We start from the raw sequence: 26,385 nt of genomic DNA, 5'->3' as shown, positions 1-26,385 counted from the left end.
ACTTCATTTAAATTTATTATTCTTTGATTTTAGAAACCTACTTGAATACCAAATGTAAAGCCTCTGTTATAGTATGTCGTACCAAGATCCAGATCAATGAAATCTACAGAAGAATAAAGGTTACCTAAGTTTTTAGCCTGAGCATAAAGTTTCAGTGAACTAATACCGATACTCTTACATACTTTTTTATCAAAATTATACCCTAAAGAGATGTTACGAATCTTAATGAAGGAAGCATCTTTGAAACCTAACAAGCTCGAATATGAATCACCACCTGCTGTACTATAGATTGGTTTCTGCCATTCTGCACCTGTATTATCAGGAGTCCAATAATCGATTTCACGCTGATTATACATACCTAATTGGCCTTCACCGCCTGTATTAATCATATAACCAAAACGTCCGTAAAGTTCGATAGAAAGATCAATGCCTTTATAAGAGAAAGTGTTTGACCAGCCCATTGTCCAACGCGGGTTTTTACTACCCAGAATAACACGGTCGTCACTATCTATAACATGGTCACCATTTTGATCTACCGGTTTCACCATACCAACTTCAAATTTATGCCCTTTTTTATTAAATTCAGCCATTTCCGCAGCATCAGATTCCTGCCACAATCCGTCAGCAGCAAAACCGTAATATATATTGATTGACTCACCTATAAACCAGCTGTTATCAATCATATCTTGTTTTCCATTAGCCAGTTCCACAATCTCATCCTTTTGGTAGGCTACATTCAATGTTGAATTCCATTCAAAATCTTTATAACGTACAGGAACAGCATTCAATGTAATATCTACACCAAAATTCTTCGTTTCTCCCACATTCGACATTACTGAAGGATAACCTGTTAATGAAGGCAGTTTCATAGACATCAGCAAATCTTTCGTTCTGGAATGATAAACATCCACTGTACCACCGATCCGGCCATTAAGGAAACTGAAATCAACACCATAGTTAAACTGCGTGGTTTTCTCCCAGCCAAGATTCTTGTTTGCCATCAGATTCTGATCCTTCACATAATAAGGTTCATTTGTAGTCAGAATTAAAGTGTTACCTGTACTAAACGGCATCCAATAGGAACCAATTACACCTAATGTTCCATAAGGATCAACAGAAGAGTTACCCGTAGTACCCATACCAGCACGCAATTTCAATTGGTTAATCCATGTAATGTCTCTCATAAACTCTTCTTGATCAAGACGCCAACCTAAAGCTGCTGAAGGGAAGAAATCCCATTTATTGCCTTCAGCCAATACAGAAGAGCCATCATAACGACCAGATACAGTCAATAGATAACGATCCTTGTAAGAATAATTAATACGAGCCATGTAAGAAGCCAATTGTTGTTCAACCAGTCCTGTACCCATACCAGCCTTATAAGCTGTATTGGTTATATCAATGGCTCCCATATTATTCCACATAAATGTTGGCATTAGTACACCTTGCTCACTCATGTTTGCAGTTTCAGTATTTACTTTCGATGCACTCTGAAGTAAAGTTACATCAAAACGATGTTCACCGATTTTCTTGTTATAAGTGACCATATTATCCAGTGTCCATGAGAAATTACGGGTAGATGCCCACTTTGCATAGTTCTTGCTACCTGCCCGAACTGCTGAACTACTATCAATAAAAATACCTTGACGATTGTAACGGAAATCAGGACCAAAAGCAATCTTATAGCTCAATCCTTCCAATGGCTGCCATATCTTACCAAAATCCATTTGAGCATAGAAACTACCAAGTGCACGGAAATTTTGACGATTATCGGTAGATTTGTTCCATTCGTCTATCACAGTATACACATTCGTCACAGAACCAGCAGGTTGCAAAATGATATCTCCCTTATCATCATAAGGTACTGCATAACGTGGAATAGACTTTGCTGCACTATAAATATCAGTAGGACCTGAATTCGAAGATTGTCCCGTACGAGAATAGCCATAATCCTGAACAGAATAAGAACCGTTTATTGAACCACCAAGCTTAAACCATGGAGTAGGTTGCAAATCCAGAGACATAGAGAAATTATAACGCTCGTATTCCTGACCTTTCTGAGTACCTTCATTATTCAAATAACCAAAAGAAAAGAATCCTTGCATTGTCTCACTACCACCACTACCACTTATAGTATGTTCATGAGTGACACCTGTACGTGTAACCATATCAGCCCAATCCGTATCAGTAACCTTAGATCCATCCCAAGTTCCGTTCACCCAACCTTTATTAACATTTGCCAAAGCATATTCATCACCAGAAAAATAAGCTTGATCTTTATCATAATTAGGTTGATTACCCAATGGATTAACTGATGGATTTGAGTTATAATATGCCCAACGACGCCAAGTTATATAATCGCTAGCACTCATAGCTGGCGATTTATCTTGTAACGTTTCAAAAGTAACCGAACCTGAATAGTTCAAAGACAAAGCACCGGTCTTACCACGTTTGGTAGTAACCAGAATAACACCATTGGCACCACGAGAACCGTAAATAGCTGTTGAAGAAGCATCTTTTAATATATCAATAGATTCAATATCTCTTGGATTGAGAGTTTCGATACCGCCTGAATTCAAAGGCACACCATCCACTACATACAATGGATCATTCTTCGCATTTAAAGAGCGGTTACCACGAATACGAATAGAACCAATCGTCCCCGGACGTTCGCTACTTGTGATATCCACACCAGCAGCTTTACCCTGCAATGCTTCAAAAGCATTCGAAACAGGCTTTACATTCAGTTCTTCCGATCCAACGCGAGCCATAGCACCGGTTACATCGCTCTTCTTCTGAACACCATAACCTACTACCACGACCTCATCCAACATTGCATTGTCTTCTTGTAATGTCACCTGAAGATTTGTCTTTCCAGAAACAGAGATTTCTTGGTCTTTATAACCTATAAAAGAAATAGAGATTGTACCTTTTTCAGGCACATTCGTGAGGGTAAACTTACCGTCGAGGTCAGTGATCACACCATTAGTAGTACCTTTAACCAGAACATTGGCACCAATAACCGGTTCACCGGTTTGGTCAATCACAGTACCCGAAACTGTTTTGCTTTGTGCATAGGCTCCTATAGCCAATACCGAGAACAAAGCAACGAGGAACAGCCGCTGGAGTTTGCCCATGCGACCAAACAGACTTAAATTCTTGCTGTTTTTCATACTTTACTTATTAAGTTAAACAAAAGTTAGTTTTCTATTCTCTCAGGAGATTTAAGGTCTCCCACCTGTGAAAAAGTGTTGCAAATATACATACGGAGGCCCAAAAAGGGAATGTAGGATTGTGTCAAAGCATGGAAAATTTAATCTTTTCAACTGAAAAATAGTATCAACGACTGTGAATAAAATCAAAACGATTAGTCCTCGTAGCATTTTGATTATTCTAGAACTTTTAATATATAATTTGTTACCCAAATATTGTATCACATGAATTTCACTCATGTTTTCAAAACCCAAAGTAATATGCCACAATTTTATAGTCATATAAGATAGCTCCTTCCATACAATTCTTATTCCAGATACATGAAATAAGAACTAAAACGAAAGGAGCTTCCTTATTGACTGCTACAAAACAAGAAAAGATATCACTTTTTATCAAAATATTTGTTTCACCAATAGTACCTCTTCTATAATTCCGGAAGAAACCAGTTTATCATCTGGCGTAGCTATCTCAGGATACGCATACGTATAACGTTTCTCATGTGGTAAAGAAGCATCGCCAATCATTCGGTTCATTAATGAATTAACTACTTCAATTTTTAATGAGTTAATCCCTTCGTTTACACATTCTGTTATATCTGCTTCCCATGGAGAGCACCAAACGGTGGCAACTTCCTTCTCATTAACCCAAATACGAGCTAATGAACCAAGACGGGGAAAACGTAACAATATACGTTCATTCTTTTTCAGATTAGATACAGATAACTCTTTCTGGTAAACAGCAGTACCAGAATAAAAGCGGATAGCAGGATCCATATGCTTTGTCCAGTCAATCAACTCATCGAACATAATTTCACCTGGACCACCGCATTTCGGGTCAAAATAAACATTCCAAGAGCCATCAATAGAAGTAATATCTTCTTTTATATTTGCAATTCTAGGTAACAAGTCTGTATTTGGATGATCGGATGTCACAATAAAGCCCGATTCTCTTGGAGCTAAAACAAATTTGAGTAACATTCCGGTGTTACCTGAAGCTTCAAGAGGCAATGCAAACCGGGATCCTGTCACAGCATCCCAATATTCGGCATAACGTGCTTCAGTACGCAGACGAATGGTATCATTAAATGCCCGTTCACTATGATTATTCAAAAAGTAAACATCAGCATCTGATAAACGACGATGAGTAAAATACACTTTATCTTTAATTGTGTTTCCACTCTTTATTGTTATATCCGGATGAATACCCTCACAAACCAGTACTTCAGGAAGAGATAACCCGCTATAAAGTTTTCCTTTACCAATAGTACGTATACCAGAAGCAGAATCATCTGTTCCCCATAATTCTGCAACCAATGCTTGATACTCCTTAACTTCAGCAGCATCTTTTAAGGAGCCTGATCCTTCAGGGCGAGGTCCGCAAACAGTCACTCCGCCTTTCACAAGCTTTGCAATATGGCGTAATACATGAAGTGGCATATCATTGTTGCGTTGAATCACCAAAATCCGGTAGCTCATACCATCCGGCAAAGTTAACTGCCCATTGATAGCAGTAGTACGCGTCACCAAAGCCTCGGCTGTACAGACATCAAAGTCGTAACCTTCGGGTATTTCAGGCAGACGATAAGACAGTAGCTTGACTGGAGGATTCTGCCCCAGATAAATACAAATATCAATGACTGGCATTCCTTTTCTCATCAAGCCTGTGCAACGTGCTTGATAGTCCCAAAACGGACGACTATATTCCCAATAAGTATTATTACGATTTAAACAATAGTGTTTACCTCCGGCTGTACTCCCGGGATATTTATCAATCCAGGGTTGATAAGCCGAGGCACAAAGTACAAACTCATTTACACCAAAAGCATAGGCATAATCACCAGCATTTTTTTGATCAGCAAAGTTGTGGTAGAAACGGCTACCAGTGAAAGCTTCTGCTGAAGCTATATGCTTACCATAAAAATGTGCTGCCGATGAAGTTTCTTTCACATCATATCCACCGTCAGGGTGTGAAGTCCAGAATTCTCCCTGAGGCTTATACACCCGCCCTTTTGCTTGTAAATTATCAGCTACCAGACTTAAACCATTTCCAGTAGCCTGAGCAGTAAATTCTATCCCTCTCTCATTACAAAGCTTTTGTAAAGTACCATAATAGTTATCTGAGATCATATCTGCCATGGTACGGCGCATGTCATATAAGAAGCCATCACTCTCTGTTCTTGAACCAACAATATATCCCATCATAACAGGTAAATAGCGATGCATGCTATATCCTTTTCTCTGAAAAAATTCTTGTTCAAAACCAGGAGTCCAGTTTTGAGCTCCTCCTTCATGACTATCCATAGTTACTCCCATAGGCAAGCAACCTACAGCCTGCAAAGAATCTAAAATAGGCTCTGTATAATTACGCCAATGAGTAGTAACCGCCTCTACAGACATTTTATCACATTCTAATCCCATAAAATTAGCTCGCCCATGACGTATAGTCGCTCCCGTTGGTTCATGGGCGAAACGCATAATTACCCAGTTTCCTTCAGGGACATCCCATTCCAATCTACCATTTTGATCCATCTTCTCTGTCAAATCAATAATCTTCGAAGGATCTATTTCTACTGAAGATGGATAATCCGGAGTCAGGTTCTTCTCTATATATTCCGAATAGAGTGCTGCACGTTCTTCCCATTGGTCCATCCGGGCACGTGAAGACAATTGGATATCACCTATGAATAAATCCGGCCGATTGTCTTTGGGCAATGCCCAATCATGGAAGTTCAAACGGAAATAGCGTCCTGTTATAGTAGGAAAAGAAATCGTTTTTTGTATCCAACTATTACTGGGAGTTTGGTAAATCGGTTTCAAATCACAGACCTTTCGATAGTTTACACCATCATCCGAGACTTCCAACTGTCCTACATCAGGTAATTTTTGATATCCCATGCCATAAAAACTGTCGGCTGGAGGTCCTGGAGGATTCATAGCCCCGGTTGAAGATTTTGCACCACGTGGACGCACTTGATAACTAATGCTCCGAGCTGTAAAGTCTGTACCAAAATCCAAGTTAACATAAACCGATTTTCCTGTTGGTTGAGATGGTATCTCAACTAATGATTCATTTGATTTAAAAAAATCCACTCCCGATAACTGAGGAAGGTTACAAGTTATTTTAGGCAAACAATTGCGGGATGTTTGCCAAGCATCTTGGGGAGCAGGAAAAGCCAATACGGCTACATCCCAAAATTCTTTCTTTCCTGGAGTCGGCAGAGTTATTGATAAACGTTTTCCGCCATTCACCAATGTATCACTAGCCGTCAACCTCTGCATCCCCAGTTTCTTTGTAATCCAAGGACCACCCGCTACAAATCCGTTAGAGAGGTTTATTTCGAAAGAAAGTCCGATACGTTGTGCTTCCAAAGCCGCAAAACGAAGCATATCCCACCATGCCGGTTCAAAAGCAAGGAGCGCATTTTCACACTTCCCATGTACCTGATCATAGTAAACGACTCCGCCAACACCTGCTTTCTTATAAGCTTCCAAATCGGCAGTGATACCTTCACGAGTTGTTTCTGTCTCTCCATGAAACCACCATACTTTCGTACGGGTAGAGTCTTGCGGATGAGAAAATTCCTCCCATGCCTGTGCCAACGTTGATTGTTTGATACCTGACTGGTTTGAACAAGCCATACAAGTCAATAGACAACCTACTGCAAATACTAAATCTTTTTTGTTCATCATACATTATTTATTAAATTCTTCGGTTCAACTTCATTTATCTGAATAAAAGTTTTCATAGACAAAAGTAACGCAAGGAAATTATTCAAGCATGCGGTCTAGTACCAATAAATGGAATAAAATCCTATTTATAAGGGGAAACATACAAGAAAACAGGTTCTTGTATAGATATTCTTTATTATTAATCAAGTTTTATGGTTAATCTCATACAACTCTATATAATCCTGAATGCGTCAATGATTGTCTGCACTACAGTATATGACCGTCCTTTAATCCCCATTCATGAAACACATACTTTCAATAAATAAGTTTATATTTGCATTCATTAGTGTCTACAAGAAAGCCGCAATAATTCTTTGTGATATTTGGGAATTAGATAGCTGATGGAGAAACTCAAATCAACAAACTTGAATTTGTAACTCTGCTGTATGCAGTAGTATTCGGGAGACAATGTATTTTTGAACCAAGTCTATTTAATTTTTAATTATCCTGCTTTAGTGGGCACTTGTACTTGTATCAAAAAACGTATAAACCCAAAAACGAATATGGCTAATCTTTCAATAGTAATTGTACCAACTAAAAAGCTATCTAACGGAAAACATAGAATAAGAATTGCAGTAGCGCATCGCTCGCAAACCAGATATATTTCAACTCAATTTATATTGGATTCTGCAAGTCAAATGAAAAATGGCAGAGTTGTCAGGCACGAAAATGCAGCAAATATTAACACTTGTCTCCGCAAAATAATCTATGAATATGAAGAAATCCTATCATCCATTCATTATTTGCCAACTTTATCATGTACAGAGCTAATACATACTATCACTCGCGAACAACAAAAAACAGGTATTACTTTTAAGACTGTGGCAAATGAGTATCTTTCCCTCATGAATACTGAAGAACAAAAGAAATCTTATAAGCTATATAATATAGCTTGTGAGAAATTCCTGAAATATATGAAAGGAGATTTTCCTTTAGTACAATTGAGTCCATTACAAATACAAGGATTTGCCAATGCGATGAAAGATGAGGGATTATCGGAAACATCCATTAGGATCTACCTTACTTTAATAAAGGTAATACTCAATTATGCCGGTAAAATGAATTATGTGAGTTACCAGGTTCACCCTTTTGTCCTTTTCAAAATGCCCGTTAGCAATGTCAGAGAACTGGATTTGACTGTGGAAGAGTTGAAAAGGATACGTGATGTGAAATTATTCAAGTCAGCACAAATAATGGCTCGGGACATATTTATGCTTACCTATTATTTAGGAGGCATTAATTTGAGAGACTTAATGGAATATAATTTCAAGAACCAAAACAGTATGCGGTATGTACGCCATAAGACGCGGAATAGTAAAAAGAGTGAGAATGAAATAGCTTTTACCATTCAGCCGGAAGCACAGGTAATCATTGATAACTATATCTCAGATAATGGGAAACTGGTCTTCGGCAAGTATTCATCTTATGAAAAAGTCTATAGTTTAGTTTTCAGACATATATATAAGGTGGCGAATTTGGCAGGAGTTAACAGGAAAGTCTCTTATTACTCCGCCAGAAAAACATTTGCCCAACATGGCTATAATATGGGGATCGAAATAGAAAAGATAGAATATTGTATAGGACATAGCATGAAAAACAACCGACCTATATTTAACTATATACGGATCATGCAGGAACACGCGGATAAAGTTTTCAGGGCAATTTTCGATCAGTTAATAAAATAGCAATTTGAATAATCTTAGTTCAAAGCCTCAACCGTATCCGAACCGCGTTTACTCCGTATCATCTCCGTATTCTATAGATGCGAGTTCGTACGGACTTGACACGGACTTGGTACGGGCTTGACACGGACTTGGTATGTGGAGGATTATAAGTAGGGTTAAAAACACTTCCTTCACAGTAAGATTAATCATAGTAATAACTAAAGTATATATTTCTCAATTCGGCAAATAGATCGTATTATTGTATCGGGTCTTCTTAAAACCTCACTCAAAATACTCCATAAGTCATTTTTTTCATCATTATCAAGTTAACTTTTGTTTAACTTAATAATTTAAGTATGAAAAACAGAAAAAAATCAAGTCTGTTTAGTCGCTTGGAAAAAGTCCAGCGGCTGTTCTTCGTTGCTTTATTTTCAGTACTGGCTATAGAAGCCTCTGCACAAAGCAAAACTATTTCGGGAACTGTCCTCGACAAAACTGGTGAATCTGTAATTGGCGCCAGTGTAGTAGTAAAAGGTACTACTAACGGATCAATTACTGATTTTGAAGGCAAATTTACTATTTCGAATGTTCCTGATAATGGGACGATTCAGGTTAGCTTCGTCGGATATAAAACCTTGGATATTCCAGTGAAAGGTCAGTCCAGTTTCCAAATTACATTAGAAGAAGATAGCGAGATTCTGGATGAGGTAGTTGTCGTAGGTTATGGTGTTGCCAAGAAAAGTGATGTAACCGGAGCATTAACCCAGGTGACTGCAAAAACCATCAGAGAACGCCCCGTACAGAATGCTTTGCAAGCCATGCAGGGTAAGGCAGCCGGCGTACAGATTACTTCTAATAACCGACCGGGAGAATTGGGCGATGTACGCATTCGTGGTAACCGCTCTATCAATGCAAGTAACGACCCATTATACGTAATCGATGGTATTCCTATGACTGCGGGGTCTATGGCTGACGTCAATCCCAATGATATCGAATCTATGGAAATCCTGAAAGATGCATCCGCTACCGCAATCTACGGTTCACGCGGTGCGAATGGTGTCGTCCTGATCACTACCAAAAAGGGGAAAACTGGTAAAGTGACGATTAATTATGATGGTTCCATTTCCTTCTCAAAGATTGATTCAATGACCGATTGGATGAATTCGGGGGAATTGATTGATTGGAATCGGCAATCCAATATTAATGCAGGCGCATATACCGGCAAATATGGTAATGCCCCAGACCCCGACATCGATGGAGATGCTTATTTTGGTGGAGTGACCAAATATCCTTATCTGCGTCCGGTCTTCAATTCAGCGTTCCAGTTTAATGCCGACGGTACTCCTGTACTACGTGATGCAACCAAATATGAGCAGGATGTATTAGGATATGCCGCCAGAGTACCGGTCTATGATTCTTCAAAGATTCCAACTACTCCCTGGACTGATTATGTAACCCGTACGGCAGTTACCCACAACCACCAAATGTCACTTTCCGCCGGAACAGAAAAGTCCAAACTGTATATGTCATTAGCCTATCTGGATCAGCAATCTCCGATGAAGGATCAGGACTATAAACGTTATACAATAAATTTGAATGGTGAAATCCAGGCTACTGACTTTTTGAAAGTCGGTATGGGAGTGAATATCAGTCATTCCATTAAAAACTACGGTATTGTCAGCAACTTCTCAAATACAACGGCTAAGGACTCTTATGGTTTAGCTACCAATCTGATGCCCTACGCACCGGCGTATGATGAAAATGGAGAATTACTGAGTCCGTCAGATGGTCCCTCACAGCACAATGCTTTATTGAACATTGACCAGGCTCAAAATGAAACACGCTATTATGGTGTCATGTTAAGCTCTTTTGCAGAACTTGATTTTGGCAAGATATGGGCTCCATTGGAAGGAGTAAAATGGCGTACCAACTTTGGCTCTCAATATCGCAATGCTCGTGAAGGTAGTTATTATGGCAATGACTTTACCAATCCGCTAGGTTATGCCTCAACAGAACCGAATGTAGCTTACAACAATCAAAGTCAGAAACTGGCATGGACACTGGAGAATATGATCTTTGTAAACAAGACATTCAATAAGATTCACTCTTTAGGCCTGACATTGATGCAATCAGCTGAATATTATCGTACAGAAGGTATAGAAGTACGTGCTTACGAATGTAAGTTCCCTACCGCCTTATGGTATAGCGTAGGTGATTCGAACACTTCAAAAGCAGGTATAGGCTCCTCATTCAGCGAACAACAACGGGCTTCTTATATGGCTCGTGTCAATTACTCATTGATGGATCGCTATCTGCTGACTTTAACAGGTCGCTGGGATGGTGCTTCCATGTTAGCTGTAGGCAACAAATGGGATTTCTTCCCTTCAGCAGCATTGGCATGGAAACTGAATGAAGAAGATTTCATTAAAAGTATCAACTGGATTAATACTTTGAAAGTGCGTGTGGGATATGGTGTTACCGGTAATGCTTCTGTAAGTCCTTATCAGACAGGAGGATCTATGGTTTCCCAATGGGCTAACAAGCCTTTCGGACAAGGCGGCGTAACCACCAATACTACAGGTGCCAAAGCTTCCGTATTGCCCAACAAAATGCTAGGTTGGGAAAAAACAGCTTCTACGAACGTGGGAATCGACTTTGGATTCCTAAATAACAGAATCAATGGTAGTGTTGAATACTATGTTGCCAAAACTTCCGATCTGCTGCTGAACCGTTCAATTCCTATCATGACCGGATATACTCAGATCTTATCAAATATAGGTAAGACTCAGAATAAAGGTTTTGAAATAACCCTCTCTACCACAAATATCCAGACCAAAGATTTCACCTGGAAAACTGATTTTACCTTCTCTACCAATAAAGAGAAAATCGTAGAACTGGCCGATGGCAAAAATGATGATACCGCTAATGGTTGGTTTATCGGAAAGCCTATCAATGAGGTATGGACTTACAAATATGATCGTTTGTGGCAAAATACACCCGAAGACCAGAAATTATTGGCAGTCTATAAAGCCAATGGCATTACCATGTTCCCCGGCATGGCTAAACTGGTCGATCAGGATTTCATTGAAGTACCTAAAGGTACAGAGGGATCAATAACCAAGACAGTGGATATCAATGGACAAAAACAGGAAGTCACATACATGGACAATGGTTTCGGTAAATTCAACAATGACGATAATCATTTCTTAGGTTCATTTACTCCAAAATGGGAAGGCGGATTCACCACTACTTTCATTTATAAGAATTGGCAGTTGAATGCATTCATTTATGGCCGCTTTGGCAACACATATTATGGATTAATGCAAACTTACGGACGCCGTGTGGAAAAAGACACCTGGAGCCCGGAAAATACAGGTGCCAGATTCCCTCAACCACGTGCAGGTGGCGAAACATTTACCGACTATAGCGCATATATGAGTTATACCAAGGGAAATATGATTGCCATTCGTAATATTGCCCTATCATATACACTACCGGAAAAATTATTGAATAAGATCGGCGCATCAAGTTGTTCCATTTATGCTCAGGTATTGAATCCATTTATCTTTGGCGGTGAGTTGGTGAAAGCAGGTATCAATCCTGATGATACCACCGGATGGAGTGAAAAGACCAGCGCAACCAACTTTATCGGAGGTCAGACCAATAACACGGTATTGAATCGTAGTTATGTGATAGGTTTAAGACTTGGCTTTTAATTGATGAATCCTATTAAGAATAAAACAAATATGAAGAAATATATATTACTTTCAATGATTGCACTGGGAAGCATGTCTTGTACTGATAGCTTCCTGGAAGAGAAAATGGTATCTACCATTACACAGGACTATTTTGAAACCGAGCAAGGTCTGGAACAACTGATAGTCGGCACCTATGATGCTTTGCGTGTAACCAAACAATATGAACAGGGCCCAAGTAGTTTAATGTTGGGAGTAGATAACTTCTCTGCAAAAACAGCTAGTCGAGGCATGTATTCTGCAAGTGAATGGAATGCAACCGGTAAATTGGCAGGCTATGCTAATGGCTTGTGCGGTGAGAATGCAAAATCATTATTAGGTTTCTATCCTATCATAAATAACTGTAACCGTGCCATATTATCTATTCGTGAAGGTAAGGCACTCGGAAAATTTGCAAGTGATGCGAACTATGCAGCCAAGGCTTTGTCAGAAGCTTTATTCAATCGTGCTTACTCACTTTACATAATGAGTACAATGTATGGTGAAATATTTGTCCCCAAAGGATACACTGCAGAATTACCTTCCAATTATAATTATGTACGCGAAAGTGTACCCAGTATTTATAGCCTGTTGATTGGAGACTTACGTTATGCCTACGATCATCTACCGGATGTAAATGAACAGAACTTGACCACAGACTTCGGTCGTGCAACCAAAGGTGCGGCTGCCCATTTTCTGGCAAAGCTCTATTTACAACGTGCACAAGGTGCTAAATATGGCAGTTCTGAATATGGCGTGAAAGCTGATGGACATGTAGATACCAGTAACTCAAAGTCTTATTTAGGCATGCTGTACAAAGGTGAAGGTACCGCTGATTTGGATTCTTGTATATATTATGCAACGAAAGTAATAGAACATGGTTATTATGCATTGGAATCAGACTATAGAAAACTGTTTAGTCATCCGATGGGAGACTATTCAAATGAGAACAGTCATGAATTGATTCTCTCCTGTGTATATGGTCCGATGGGAGGTGCTGATAATGGTCGTTACGGTAATCGTTTGCCTTATTTCTTCGGTGGTGATTACTCGAATGCATCCTGGGGGATTCCTGATTTCTGTTGGGAATATCCTACAAAGTCCTCTGCACGCGTTGGTTTCACCAATGATTTCGGTTTCGATTTGTACGTAAATAAGCAGGCTGACTCTCGTTATGAAAAATCATTCCATGTAGAATACACAACGGCACTCAAGGGAGGAGATTCAAACTCATCACCCGCCGCCAATCTAGACTATTATGCTTATGACAGCGATAATAACAAGACTTATGTGTGGACTGATGCAATGGCAAAGTACTTTAACGAAAAGATTCTTCCTACGTACACCAGAGCATCTTGGGGAAATCGCAAAGCTGTAGCCGGTGAACACAAAATGGGTAAAGGCGACCTGGCTTTTGCTTATGTAGAAAATACCAAAGAAACCGCTATCGACATAAATGAAGCTTTAGCGCATCCTTTTGTCCTGATGGCTCGCTGGATAAAAGATGGGAATAAATACTATTACCGTATTCCGACAAAGGCAGAAGGAAACAGCTATACTTATAATGACAAGAGTTATTCTGGTTTGGACAAGATGGGGTCTACCGCATGCCCGGCAACTCTGAAGTACGATGAACCGAATCGTAGCAACTATACACACTACGAATCGGGCCGTGATGTACCTTTATTCCGTCTCGCCGAAACATACCTGCTTCGTGCAGAAGCCTACGGTCGTAAAGGTAACTACAACGCAGCGATTGCCGATATTAATGCAGTACGTGCACGTGCAGCCTATAAAACCGGAGAAAAACGTGCAGAAGTCATAGCCATTCTGCAGCCGGGATATGAAAAACTATCGCAAACCGAACAACAATGGCCGTATGAAGTAGCAGTTGATATGACATCTGCAATGTTGATAGACGAATCTTATTGGGATGGAGTCTCCGATCATTCAAAAGCAGAGATGTATCCCAAGACAGCTACTTCAACAGAAGATCGTTTTGCCAACTTCATTCTGAATGAATTAGCACGCGAATTGAATCAGGAAATAATTTATTATGAGAACTTGCACCATTCCGGTTGGCAGGCAGATCGCATTATCTACCATGACCAACTGGCATCTCCTCAAAAAGGTTTATGGGATTCTTCTGATAACCTGATCAACGGTATCGGCCAAACGGGTGACGGTATGGGTATGTTTGAACCTCATTATACCCTTAAACCATTCACTCAATCCATGCTCGACTTATTGACTGACGAGAATGGTAACCCTTTAGACGACTCAGCTAAAAAGGCTTACCAGAATAATGGTTATTAATCAATGATTTTTTAGAATGGGGACTTATTGTCCCCATTCTATCATGTTATTCTTTTGGGGTGCTGTCGCAAGCTCTCCCTCTTGCTGTACATAAAGCGCATTTATAGGGCATATAAGTGGACAAATAACCATATAAATGTATGAATTTCTATTTTATAGAGCGCTCATTGCGCCTAACTTTGTAACATCAAATAAAAAAATGACATACTATGAGAAAGCTCTGTTTAACCATTATTTTATTAATCGGCTTCAGTAAAGCGCTGCTTGCCCAGTTTGGTAATTGTACCGCATCCGAAATGCAGACTTATACAGATCATGAAACCGGGAACACCATTACCATACTCACCGATACTTTAAAGAACGACCGTTTCCTCTATCAAACAGACCCGATGTGGACATCTGACGGCAAATATCTATTGTTCCGGTCATCCAGCCGTGGAAATGGTGAAAAGATAGAACGTACACTTCCCAACGGAGAGAAACGCAGTTGGACTCCCACACAGATTTATTTTATAGAAATGGCGACAGGCCAAATCATTCAGGCTACGGAAGGCCCCGATCTGGGCAGTGCATTCCTGGCCAATAAGAGCAATCGTATGTTCATCAGCCGAAAAGAAAAAGAAGACTGGAATCTGTATGTCATGAATCTAGATAAATTCTTCGCAGATGTGAAAAAAGGAAAGGTAGGAAAACCCGCCGCCTACGAAACTCTTTTAGGTACTTTTCCCACGAACATGGGACGTCCCGGAGGATACGCCATAGATTGCAACGATGACTATGCTTATATCACCGTAGAACGTGAAGGTACAGAAGAAGAAAAAGAACGCATGGCGAAAAATGCATTCTTGCCGGAAAGTAATCAGCCGGTAAAAATAAAACCATCTCTTTGTGGCATCCGAAAAATGAACCTTGCTACCGGCGAAGTAACCAAAGTTATCGATACCGAATTTAAAACAGGACACATACAGGCCAGCCGTTTCACACCGGGAGAAATAGTTTTCTGTAATGAAACCGGTGGCGATGCACACCAGCGCATGTGGTTCTGTACAGCAGACGGATCGGTCTTCAAGCCTCTTTATAAAGAAACTCCGTTAGACTGGGTCACTCACGAAACTTTTGCAACCAAGGACTATGTTTATTTCAATATCCTGGGTTTTCAGCCTCGTCTTCGTAAACAAGTAAGTGGTATTGCCCGTATCAATCTTCGCACCGATGACGTGGAATTAGTGGGTCAGGTAGAACTGGATAAAGACCGCAAAGCCATAGAAGGACAACTTACCGGACGAGGATTCTGGCATTGCAATGCAAGTCGCGACAATCGTTGGGCAGCGGGTGACACCTTCGGAGGAAATGTCTGGCTCATCAACGTACAAACCGGTCAACGTCATTGGTTGGTTTCGGACACCAAAATGAAACCGGATCATGCACACCCAAGTTTCAGTCCCGACGGCACAAAAGTACTTTTTCAATCCGGACACTTCACAAACGGTACACGTTTGAATCTGATGATGGTTGATATAACTTCATTCAATAACTAAAAAAGAAAGCAATGAAAAACAGATATTTACTCCTCTGTACTTTACTAATCGGTACAGCCGGTAGTTTACGAGCCCAAGATTTACGTGAACGTACTTACTACTATGAGATTCTGGAACCACGACATGAACCGAAGCCTGAAGTGAATGGTTTTGCAACCGAACGAATAAAAGAGCACTTGAACAGAGGACTGACAGCAGCCCCTGCCATGGATGGAAAAGGCATATATCTTAGCTGGAGATTGCTGGAACAAGATGATGCAGATGTGTCCTTCCATTTATATCGTACTGCAAATGGCAAGACGGAACGCTTAACCAAATCTCTGGTAAAATCGACTTGTGATTTCATAGATCAATCTCCTGCAAACGGGAAAGCATCTTATTGGATCTGCGCATTGGATAAAAAGAAGAAAGTGATCGACACATCTGCTAAAATAGAAGTGGAACTCCCATCATTGAAGAATTATCAATCAATCAAACTTAATAGAAATATAAAAGCCGGCAAGATAGCTGTTGCCGATTTAAATGGAGACGGGATTTATGATTACATCATCCGCACGCCGGATAAAAATGTAGACCCGGGAATGCCAGGCACTTTGGGTGGAGAGACTTATCAAATTGAGGCTTATCTGAATGACGGTACTTTTTTGTGGTCTAAAGACCTGGGACAAGGTATAGAACCGGGCGTATGGTATTCTCCTTTTATCGCTTACGACTTCAATGGAGACGGCAAAGCTGAAATAGCATTAAAGACTGCTCCTGAAAATTCAAAACGCAATGAAAAAGGACGTGTAGATTCAGGTGAAGAATACTTGAGCGTATTGAATGGCATGACTGGAGAAGAAATAGCCCGCGTGAATTGGCCTGAGCGCAATGACAGATATGGAAATCTTGTCCGCCAGAATCGTAATCAGATAGGTATGGCATATCTGGATGGGAAGACACCTTATATATTAGCTTGTCGCGGAACCTATAAATTGATGGTTGTAGATGCCTGGCAATTAAACAGCAACAAACTGGAACGCGCCTGGAGATGGGATAGTGATGAAGAAAACCCTGTAGTAAGAAGTATGGGATCACATAACATGATATGCGGAGATGTGGATCAGGATGGAAAAGATGAAATACTCTTAGGCTCATGCATGCTTGATAACAATGGTACACTATTGTGGTCTACTGGATTAGGACACCCGGATAAGATTTATCTGACAGATATCGACCCGAATCGTCCGGGAATGGAAGTATTTCTATGTTTGGAACCTTGGCATGACAACGGCCGTGGAGTTTGTGTGGTAGACGCAAAAACCGGACAACCCGTTTGGAACATCGGTCACAAAACGTTCCATGTGGGTGACGGCATGGTTGCCGACTTCGATCCTACTCATAAAGGGCTGGAATGTTTCGCAAGCGAAGACCGTAAAGGAGGAAGTACGGACAAATACCTGCTTTCTGCAGATGGTCAATATTTAGGTAAGAACGAAGATGTACCTTCCTGCCGAAACTGGGCATGGTGGGACGGAGATTTATTGCGTGAAACATTTAAAGGAGACGATAACCGATGGGGAGCAAACTCTTTTTCTAACGGAAAATCTTTAAGCATCATAAAATGGAAAGGGGAATCTCTGACAGAAGGTATTGAAGGGGATATCCTGATGATTGCCGATTTATATGGTGATTGGCGTGAAGAGATCATCACAGCCTTACCGGGCGAAATTCGTATTTACACAACGAATATCCCTGCCAAAGACCGTCGTGTAACTTTAATGCAGGATGCAATATACCGGAATTATGTAGCACATCGTTCTATGGGTTATCCACAGGCACCTGTACCTTCCTACTATTTAGGAGAGTAAATAAGATGATTTTGAATGATAATCTATGCAAATGAATTTTTGTCTATAGAATGAAGGGAACTTTACGCTAGTTTTGCTCCCCAAAATAAATTAATAAACCATGAAACGTAGAATCCTTTTATTCCTTTTGGCTTTTATATCCATAAGCCAGTATGTAGGAGCATCAGATGCTCGCAATAAATATAATTTCAATTCCGACTGGTTACTTTCCGTTGGTGATACTCCTGAAGCCCAACAAGTACACTTTCAGGATACAGATTGGAAAAAAGTCACTTTACCCCGCGCTTTCAATGAAGATGAAGCTTTTCGCTTAAGCATCGACCAGCTAACGGATACAGTGATGTGGTATCGTAAACACTTCCGTTTACCCGCTGGCAGTAAAGATAAAAAGGTATTTATAGAATTCGAAGGTGTCCGCCAAGGAGCTGATTTCTACATTAACGGTCAATATCTGGGCCTGCACGAGAATGGTGCGATGGCTGTTGGTTTCGACTTGACTCCTTATATAAAATACGGACAGGAAAATGTAATAGCCCTCCGCATTGATAATGACTGGAATTACAAGGAACGCGCTACCAACACCAAATATCAGTGGAGCGACCGTAACTTCAACGCCAATTATGGTGGTATTCCTAAGAATGTATGGCTACATGTTACAGATAAATTATATCAGACTCTGCCTTTATACAGCAATCTGCAAACCACGGGTGTCTATATCTATGCGGAAGATATTCGTGTAAAATCCCGCAAAGCGGTGATTCATGCGGAATCCGAGATAAAGAACGAGTACAAGCGTGCCAAACAAGTGGCCTATAAAGTTGAGTTGATAGACCGTGACGGTAAAACAATCAAAGTATTCGACGGTGCTCAGACTTTAATAAAACCCGGAGAAACAGTTACTTTAAAAGCAGCTGCAGAAGTGGACGGTTTACATTTCTGGAGTTGGGGATATGGCTATCTGTATACCGTAAAAACAAGTTTATGGGCAGACGGTAAAAAGATAGATGAAGTAGCCACCCGGACAGGTTTCCGCAAAACTCGCTTTGGGAAAGGTATGATATGGCTGAATGATCGCGTAATCCAGATGAAGGGATTTGCCCAACGTACCAGCAATGAATGGCCGGGAGTAGGAATGAGCGTTCCGGCATGGCTGAGTGACTATAGCAATGGATTGATGGTGGAAGATAATGCCAACTTGGTTCGCTGGATGCATATCACTCCATGGAAACAAGACATTGAATCGTGTGACCGCGTGGGGCTGATCCAGGCAATGCAAGCCGGTGATGCAGAAAAAGACCGTGAAGGACGCCAGTGGGGACAACGGACTGAACTGATGCGTGATGCCATCATTTACAACCGTAATAACCCGAGTATCCTGTTTTACGAATGTGGGAATGAGTCTATCAGTCGGGAACACATGATAGAGATGAAAGCGATACGCGATAAATATGACCCTCATGGCGGTCGTGCCATTGGTTCACGTGAAATGCTTGATATCCGCGAAGCCGAATATGGCGGAGAAATGCTTTATATCAATAAGAGTAAACATCACCCGATGTGGGCCATGGAATATTGTCGCGATGAAGGATTGCGCAAGTATTGGGACGAATACTCTTACCCCTATCATAAGAATGGAGAAGGGAACAATTCTTTCAAATCCGCCGCAACCAATAAAATCCAGAAGAAAGTAGATGCACGTGCTTACAATCATAATCAAGATTCATTTACGATAGAAAATATAATCCGCTGGTTCGACTATTGGCGTGAACGCCCGGGAACCGGAGATCGTGTTAGTTCAGGTGGAGTAAAAATCATCTTCTCTGATACTAATACTCATTTCCGCGGGGTAGAGAATTATCGTCGTAGCGGGGTAACTGATGCCATGCGCATTCCCAAAGATCCTTTCTTTGCACATCAGGTGATGTGGGACGGTTGGGTAGATATAGAAAATCCACGCATCCATATCATTGGCCATTGGAATTATAAAGAAGGTACAGTGAAACCGGTTTATGTAGTTTCCAGTGCAGAGAAAGTGGAATTGTTCCTGAATGGAACATCCTTAGGATATGGTAATAGAGACCACCATTTCTTATATACTTTTGAAAATGTAGCATTTGCAACCGGTAAATTGGAAGCAGTGGGCTATGATGAAAACGGAACAGAATGCTGCCGTACCCACTTACAGACAGCCGGTGAACCGGAGCAAATAAAGCTGAGCCTGATTCAAAGTCCTAATGGATGGAAAGCAGACGGTGCAGATATGGTATTGCTCCAGGTAGAAGTAATGGATAAAGATGGCAGACGTTGTCCGTTAGCCAATGACCTGATACATTTCGATGTGGAAGGACCTGCCGAATGGCGTGGTGGTATCGCACAAGGAAAAGACAATTTTATTCTTTCAAAAGATCTGCCGGTAGAATGTGGTATCAACCGCGCACTCATCCGCTCTCTGACAACTGCTGGTACAGTTCGCGTAACTGCAAAAGCTGAAGGTTTGAAATCTGCTGAGATCAGCTTCTCATCATCACCAATAGAAGTAAAAGATGGATTAAGCAGCTATATCCCCGGCAATGAACTGGAAGGCAGATTAACCCGTGGGGAAACTCCATTAACACCTTCTTATAAAGATACGAAAGTAGATGTTGGCATCTTATCCGCTGTCGCCGGCGCAAATAATGAAAACGCTATCAATAGTTTCGATGATAACGAATTGAGCGAGTGGAGAAATGACGGAAGAGCAAACACAGCCTGGATCACTTACCAATTGGAACGTGCCGCACGAGTGGATGAAGTTTGCCTGAAGCTGACCGGATGGCGTTTGCGCAGTTATCCGCTGGAAATCTATGCAGGTGACGAACTGATCTGGAGCGGAGAAACAGATAAAAGTCTGGGATATGTTCATTTGAAAGTAAAACCTGTATTGACCAACGAGATCACCATTCGTCTGAAAGGGGCCAGCAAAGAAGGGGATGCCTTCGGACAGATAGTTGAGGTAGCTGCTCCCGTCGCCAATGAATTGGATCTATATAAAGCTAAAGATGGAGACAAGACCAGGCACGAATTACGCATTGTGGAAATAGAGTTTAAAGAAAACTTATGGCAATAAGGTTGAATTGTTATATAAAACACTGGGTTATTATGTATATACTCCTGCTTTGCGGGAGTATATATGCTTTTTCTCAACCTTACACAGGAGAAAAGCTATCAAGAGGTCTGGTCGGAATCCCTACAGACAAAGGAATGTACTTCAGCTGGCGCATGACGCTGGATGATGCACCCGGTTTGCAGTTCGACATCTATCGAAGCACCAATGGCGGAACAGCCATAAAACTGAATAAGGAACCAATTAGTAAGACCGCTGATTTTCTGGATGAGGATACTGACTTTAAAGCTACTAATCACTGGATACTGAAAGCTGATAATAAAGAAGTAGCCACCTGGACACATTCGGCAGAAGAGGAACTACACCCCTATTTAAGTATTCCAATCCGGAAACCGGAAGATGGAGAAATTGCAGGCGAACATTTCTCTTATACAGCCAATGATTGCAGTATAGGAGATCTGGATGGTGACAGTGAATATGAAATCATACTGAAATGGTCACCTTCCAATTCTAAGCGTCCTCCGCAACGTGGCTTTACAGGAAATACTTACCTGGATGCGTATAAAATGGATGGAACATTGCTTTGGCGCATTGATTTGGGACCGAATATCCGTTCAGGAGCAGCCACCACCAACTTCCTTGTCTTTGACTTCGATGGAGACGGGTGTGCTGAAATCTGCTGCAAGACAGGAGACGGAACCGTAGATGGAACAGGACACGCTATCGGTGATAATCAAGTAGACTGGAGGACATGGGATAAAGAGAGTCCGACTTATGGAAAGATAGTCAATGGCCCGGAATACCTGACTGTGTTTGAAGGTAAAACCGGAAAAGAATTAGATACTAAAGAATACATTCCTACCCGCTATCCCATAGACGGATGGGGAGGCATCGGCGGTAACTGTGGCAACGATAATACCGGCGGACGCTCCGACCGCTTCACTGCGGGAGTCGCCTTTCTGGATGGTAAGACTCCTTCACCTGTAATGGTCAGAGGATGGTATGGACGTACTGTAGTCTGTGCATGGACATTTACTAACTCAACCTTGAAAAGCATCTGGACTTTCGATAGTGCCGCCCCCGGTTTGGAGGGATATTCCGGTATGGGAAATCATAGCGTAACAATAGCCGATTTTGACGGAGACAGTTATGATGAGATCTGCGTGGGAGCTATGACAGTAGACCATGATGGAAAAGGTCTCTTCACAACGGGACTACGCCATGGAGACGCCCTGCATGCCGGACGTTTAATCCTTTCGCGCCCTGGTATGCAAGTATTCGGCGTACATGAGAACGAAGGGGATAATGAGATTGTCAAGCGAACTCCTGCCGTAGCCATGTTTGACGGAGCCACCGGAGAAATCATCTGGCAAGATGGGTTAGGCAAAGACGCCGGACGCGGAGTAGCAGCCGACATCGATCCACGCTATGAAGGAGCAGAATGTTGGTGCAACATCGGTGGCTTACGAAGAGGAGATACCGGAGAATTCATCAGTGATAAGAAACCGAATTCCTGCAATTTCACAATCTATTGGGATGCCGATCCGCTGGCAGAGTTATTAGACCATGTCTCCATCAGCAAGTGGAATTGGCAAACGGAAGAAACTGAACTATTGCTGAAAGCCGAGGGAGTAGTTTCCAACAATGGCACCAAAGGGAATCCCTGCCTGTCCGGAGATATTCTAGGAGATTGGCGCGAAGAAGTTATCTGGGCTTCAGAGGACCAAACAGAACTGCGCATATACACAACAACGATACCTGCCACCGACAGACGTCCAACATTGATGAACGACCGTCAATATCGTCTGGCTATCGCTTGGCAAAACGTAGCATATAATCAACCACCACACACAAGTTTTTAATCATGATGAAAAGAAACAGATTCCGTACTTGTTTGTGCCTTTCATTTTTCTTTCTGTCTTTACTAACATTGAAAGCACAGGACAATCAGGTTTCCGGCTTAAATGCCCGCCAGTTTCACAAATACTGGAAGGTGGAGTCGGAATCGCCCGATTACAAAGTAACGTTCCGGGGAGATACCGCTGAGATTGTCTCCCCAAAAGGGCTGACTCTCTGGAGAAAGGAGAAGATGAGCGGTAAGGTCACCATTGAATACGATGCCTGCGTAATCAGTGAAACGGAGAAGGACCGCCTGAGTGATTTAAACTGCTTCTGGATGGCTTCCGACCCGAAGTATCCGGACAACTTATGGAAACGCGAGAAGTGGCGCAATGGAATATTCCTGAATTGCTACTCCCTGCAGCTTTATTATCTGGGATATGGCGGAAATCACAACTCCACCACACGCTTCCGTCGTTATGATGGCAATGAAGCAGGCATCACCGATCCTCAGGCCCGCCCTGCGGTCTTAAAAGAATATACCGATGCAGAGCATTTGCTGAAAGCGAACCACTGGTATCATATTAAAATTACGAACGAAAATAATAGGGTTAGTTATTATATAGACGGAAAGCGTCTGGTGGATTTCAGGGATGCCAAACCACTGACTGAAGGTTGGTTTGGCTTCCGCACCACCCTATCGCGTACCCGTATTACCAACTTCCGCTACGAGTGCTCACTGCAGGAAACCTCCGTTGTGCCTTTGCAATGGATCGGCGGCACTCCCGAAATGGACAAAGCGGTCAGCTTCGGCGTACCTTTTGAGAAAGGTAAAATCTTTCCTGAAAGCACTTTACGGTTAACCACCGTAAATGGTGAAAACATACCGATCGACACCTGGGTGCTGGCCTACTGGCCGGACGGTTCGGTGAAATGGAGCGGAGTAGCAGGCGTTATCCCCGCCGGAACAGAGGGGGCGACACTTGAACTAGCAAAAAAGAAGTCGGTAAAAAAGGCAAGAACAACAAATCCCAACGATCAAGCATCCGTTTCCGTCACCGAGACACCCCGGAACATTCTGATAGAAACAGGAGTGATTTCGGCTTACATTCCCCGCCAAGGTGAATTCCTGATAGACAGTCTACTATATAAAGGGGTAAAGGTGGGCGAGAAAGCACGTCTGATATGCAGCACACAGAGCACGCCCGTTCTTGAAAGCACTTCGCAGATATCTTTCAGTAACTATGTGAGCGAAGTGAAATCGGCGACGGTAGAGCGCTGCGGCACTGTACGTACGCTGATAAAACTGGAGGGCATACATAAGAATAAGGACGGTCGTGAATGGCTGCCCTTTGTAGTACGTCTCTATTTCTATGGTGGAAGTGAGCAGATGAAGATGGTGCACAGTTTCCTGTTCGATGGAGACCAGAACCAGGATTTCATTCGTGCTTTAGGCGTCCGCTTCGACGTGCCTATGCGCGAAGCACTTTACAACCGCCACATAGCCTTCTCCTGTGCTGATGGCGGAGTGTGGAGCGAACCTGTACAGCCATTAGTAGGGCGTCGTGTACTGACATTGGGCGGTGCAGCAAACAGGAACTCCGACCGGGATGTGACAGATAAAAATGCCGGTAAGGATAAGGAAATCTCCCTACAACAGCAACAGATGGAAGGAAAACGCATCCCACCTTATGAAACTTTTGATGAAAAAAATCGCTCGCTGCTGGACAACTGGGCATCGTGGAACACCTACCGCCTGTCTCAGCTCACTGCGGATGCTTTCTCCATCCGTAAACGGGCCAATGACACGAATCCTTGGATAGGTACCTTCTCCGGCACGCGCAGTGAGGGATATGCTTTTGCCGGCGACGTCAGCGGTGGATTGGGGCTTTGCCTGCACGACTTCTGGCAGTCTTATCCTTCGGCCATCGAAATCTCCGAGACGAAGACTTCCGTAGCTACCCTTACCGCCTGGCTATGGAGCCCCGATGCCGAGCCTATGGATTTGCGCCACTACGATAATGTGGCACACGATTTAAATGCCAGTTACGAGGATGTTCAGGAAGGTTTGAGCACACCTTATGGAATTGCCCGCACCACCACGCTCACCCTGATTCCACAGGGAGGATATACCGGAAAACAGGCTTTTGCCGACCGTGCCAAGCAACTTTCGGAACCGGGTGTATTAATGCCTACTCCCGAATACCTGCACGCGCAGCAGGCTTTTGGCGTCTGGAGCCTTCCGGATCGCAGTACTCCATTCCGCAACCGGGTAGAAGACCGGCTGGATGCGTACGTTGACTTCTACAAGAAGGCCATCGAACAGAACAAATGGTATGGTTTCTGGAACTACGGCGACGTCATGCATGCGTATGACCCTATTCGCCACACCTGGCGCTACGACATCGGAGGCTTTGCCTGGGACAATACGGAACTGGCCTCCAACATGTGGCTTTGGTATAATTTCCTGCGCACAGGGCGTGCAGACATTTGGCGCATGGCAGAAGCTATGACCCGCCATACGGCCGAGGTAGACGTCTACCATATAGGGGAGAATGCCGGATTGGGGAGTCGTCACAACGTCAGCCATTGGGGATGTGGCGCCAAGGAAGCACGCATCAGTCAGGCTGCATGGAATCGCTTCTACTATTATCTCACTACGGACGAACGCTGCGGGGACCTCATGACCGAGGTAAAAGACGCCGAACAGAAGCTCTATACCCTGGACCCTATGCGCCTGGCACAACCACGTAGCGAATATCCCTGCACCGCCCCTGCCCGCCTGCGCATTGGTCCCGACTGGCTGGCATATGCCGGAAACTGGATGACGGAATGGGAGCGCACCCGCAATGTAGCTTATCGCGATAAAATCATCACTGGCATGAAGAGTATCGCCGCCCTACCCAACCGGATTTTCACAGGTCCTAAAGCGCTTGGCTTTGATCCTGCAACCGGTATCATCAGCAGTGAGTGCGACCCGAAACTGGAAAGTACCAACCACTTAATGAGTATCATGGGCGGCTTCGAGGTGATGAATGAAATGCTCCGGATGATTGATCTGTCCGAATGGAGAGATACTTGGCTGGACTATACGGTGCGCTACAAACAGAAGGCATGGGAGCTAAACCGTAGCCGTTTTCGCATTTCACGTCTGATGGGCTATGCAGCCTATCATACACGTAACCCGGAAATGGCAAAGGAGGCTTGGACGGATTTGTTCACAAGACTTGAGCATACGCCGGCACCGCCTTTCCGCATCACAACCCTACTTCCGCCCGAAGTGCCCGCCCCGCTGGACGAATGTACCAGCATCAGCACAAACGATGCCGCCCTGTGGAGCCTGGATGCCATTTACATGCAGGAAGTAATCCCCATGGACGAATGATTTGCACGATTTTCC

Annotated in this window: 10 protein-coding genes; 8 read left to right on the top strand and 2 right to left on the bottom strand. The window is 42.6% G+C overall.

Annotated features, from left to right (window positions below):
- Positions 1-29 precede the first annotated feature (29 nt).
- Both DWW10_RS22770 and DWW10_RS22760 read right to left on the bottom strand, forming a co-directional pair.
- The gene (locus tag DWW10_RS22770; protein WP_118421094.1) at positions 30-3,173 is read right to left on the bottom strand and encodes a SusC/RagA family TonB-linked outer membrane protein; all 3,144 of its coding nucleotides are present in this window, start codon (positions 3,171-3,173) and stop codon (positions 30-32) included.
- A gap of 432 nt (positions 3,174-3,605) precedes the next feature.
- Positions 3,606-6,902 carry a glycosyl hydrolase gene (locus DWW10_RS22760; RefSeq protein ID WP_409012385.1) on the bottom strand — a complete coding sequence of 1,099 codons (3,297 nt, stop codon included), beginning with the start codon at positions 6,900-6,902 and terminating at the stop codon, positions 3,606-3,608.
- Between the two features lie 542 nt (positions 6,903-7,444).
- On the opposite strand from DWW10_RS22760, the gene DWW10_RS22755 reads away from it, so the two are divergent.
- The 8 genes from DWW10_RS22755 (at position 7,445) to DWW10_RS22720 (ending at position 26,370) form a co-directional block, all read left to right on the top strand.
- On the top strand, positions 7,445-8,626 hold the full coding sequence (locus DWW10_RS22755) for a tyrosine-type recombinase/integrase (RefSeq protein WP_118421095.1): 1,182 nt from the start codon (positions 7,445-7,447) through the stop codon (positions 8,624-8,626).
- A 335-nt stretch (positions 8,627-8,961) separates the two neighbouring features.
- On the top strand, positions 8,962-12,321 hold the full coding sequence (locus tag DWW10_RS22750; protein ID WP_118421096.1) for a SusC/RagA family TonB-linked outer membrane protein: 3,360 nt from the start codon (positions 8,962-8,964) through the stop codon (positions 12,319-12,321).
- 30 nt (positions 12,322-12,351) lie between these two features.
- Entirely contained in the window at positions 12,352-14,655 is a 2,304-nt protein-coding gene (locus DWW10_RS22745; protein WP_022391771.1) for a RagB/SusD family nutrient uptake outer membrane protein, read from the top strand.
- Between the two features lie 209 nt (positions 14,656-14,864).
- Positions 14,865-16,193: a PD40 domain-containing protein gene (locus DWW10_RS22740; RefSeq protein ID WP_022391772.1), complete on the top strand. Its 1,329-nt coding sequence runs from the start codon at positions 14,865-14,867 to the stop codon at positions 16,191-16,193.
- Positions 16,194-16,204: 11 nt separating this feature from the next.
- Entirely contained in the window at positions 16,205-18,043 is a 1,839-nt protein-coding gene (locus DWW10_RS22735; protein ID WP_022391773.1) for a rhamnogalacturonan lyase family protein, read from the top strand.
- A gap of 100 nt (positions 18,044-18,143) precedes the next feature.
- Positions 18,144-21,149, top strand: a complete 3,006-nt coding sequence (locus DWW10_RS22730) for a glycoside hydrolase family 2 protein (protein ID WP_022391774.1) — start codon at positions 18,144-18,146, stop codon at positions 21,147-21,149.
- Between the two features lie 32 nt (positions 21,150-21,181).
- Positions 21,182-23,008: a rhamnogalacturonan lyase gene (locus DWW10_RS22725; protein ID WP_022391775.1), complete on the top strand. Its 1,827-nt coding sequence runs from the start codon at positions 21,182-21,184 to the stop codon at positions 23,006-23,008.
- Positions 23,009-23,010: 2 nt separating this feature from the next.
- Complete coding sequence (locus DWW10_RS22720; protein WP_182021520.1) at positions 23,011-26,370, top strand: exo-rhamnogalacturonan lyase family protein; 3,360 nt, start codon at positions 23,011-23,013, stop codon at positions 26,368-26,370.
- Positions 26,371-26,385 lie beyond the last annotated feature (15 nt).

It is taken from the genome of Bacteroides intestinalis, assembly GCF_003464595.1.
Classification (GTDB): Bacteria; Bacteroidota; Bacteroidia; order Bacteroidales; family Bacteroidaceae; genus Bacteroides; species Bacteroides intestinalis_A.
Note: the sequence above shows the minus strand (reverse complement) of the source record. Positions and strands in the feature narration are given on the sequence as shown.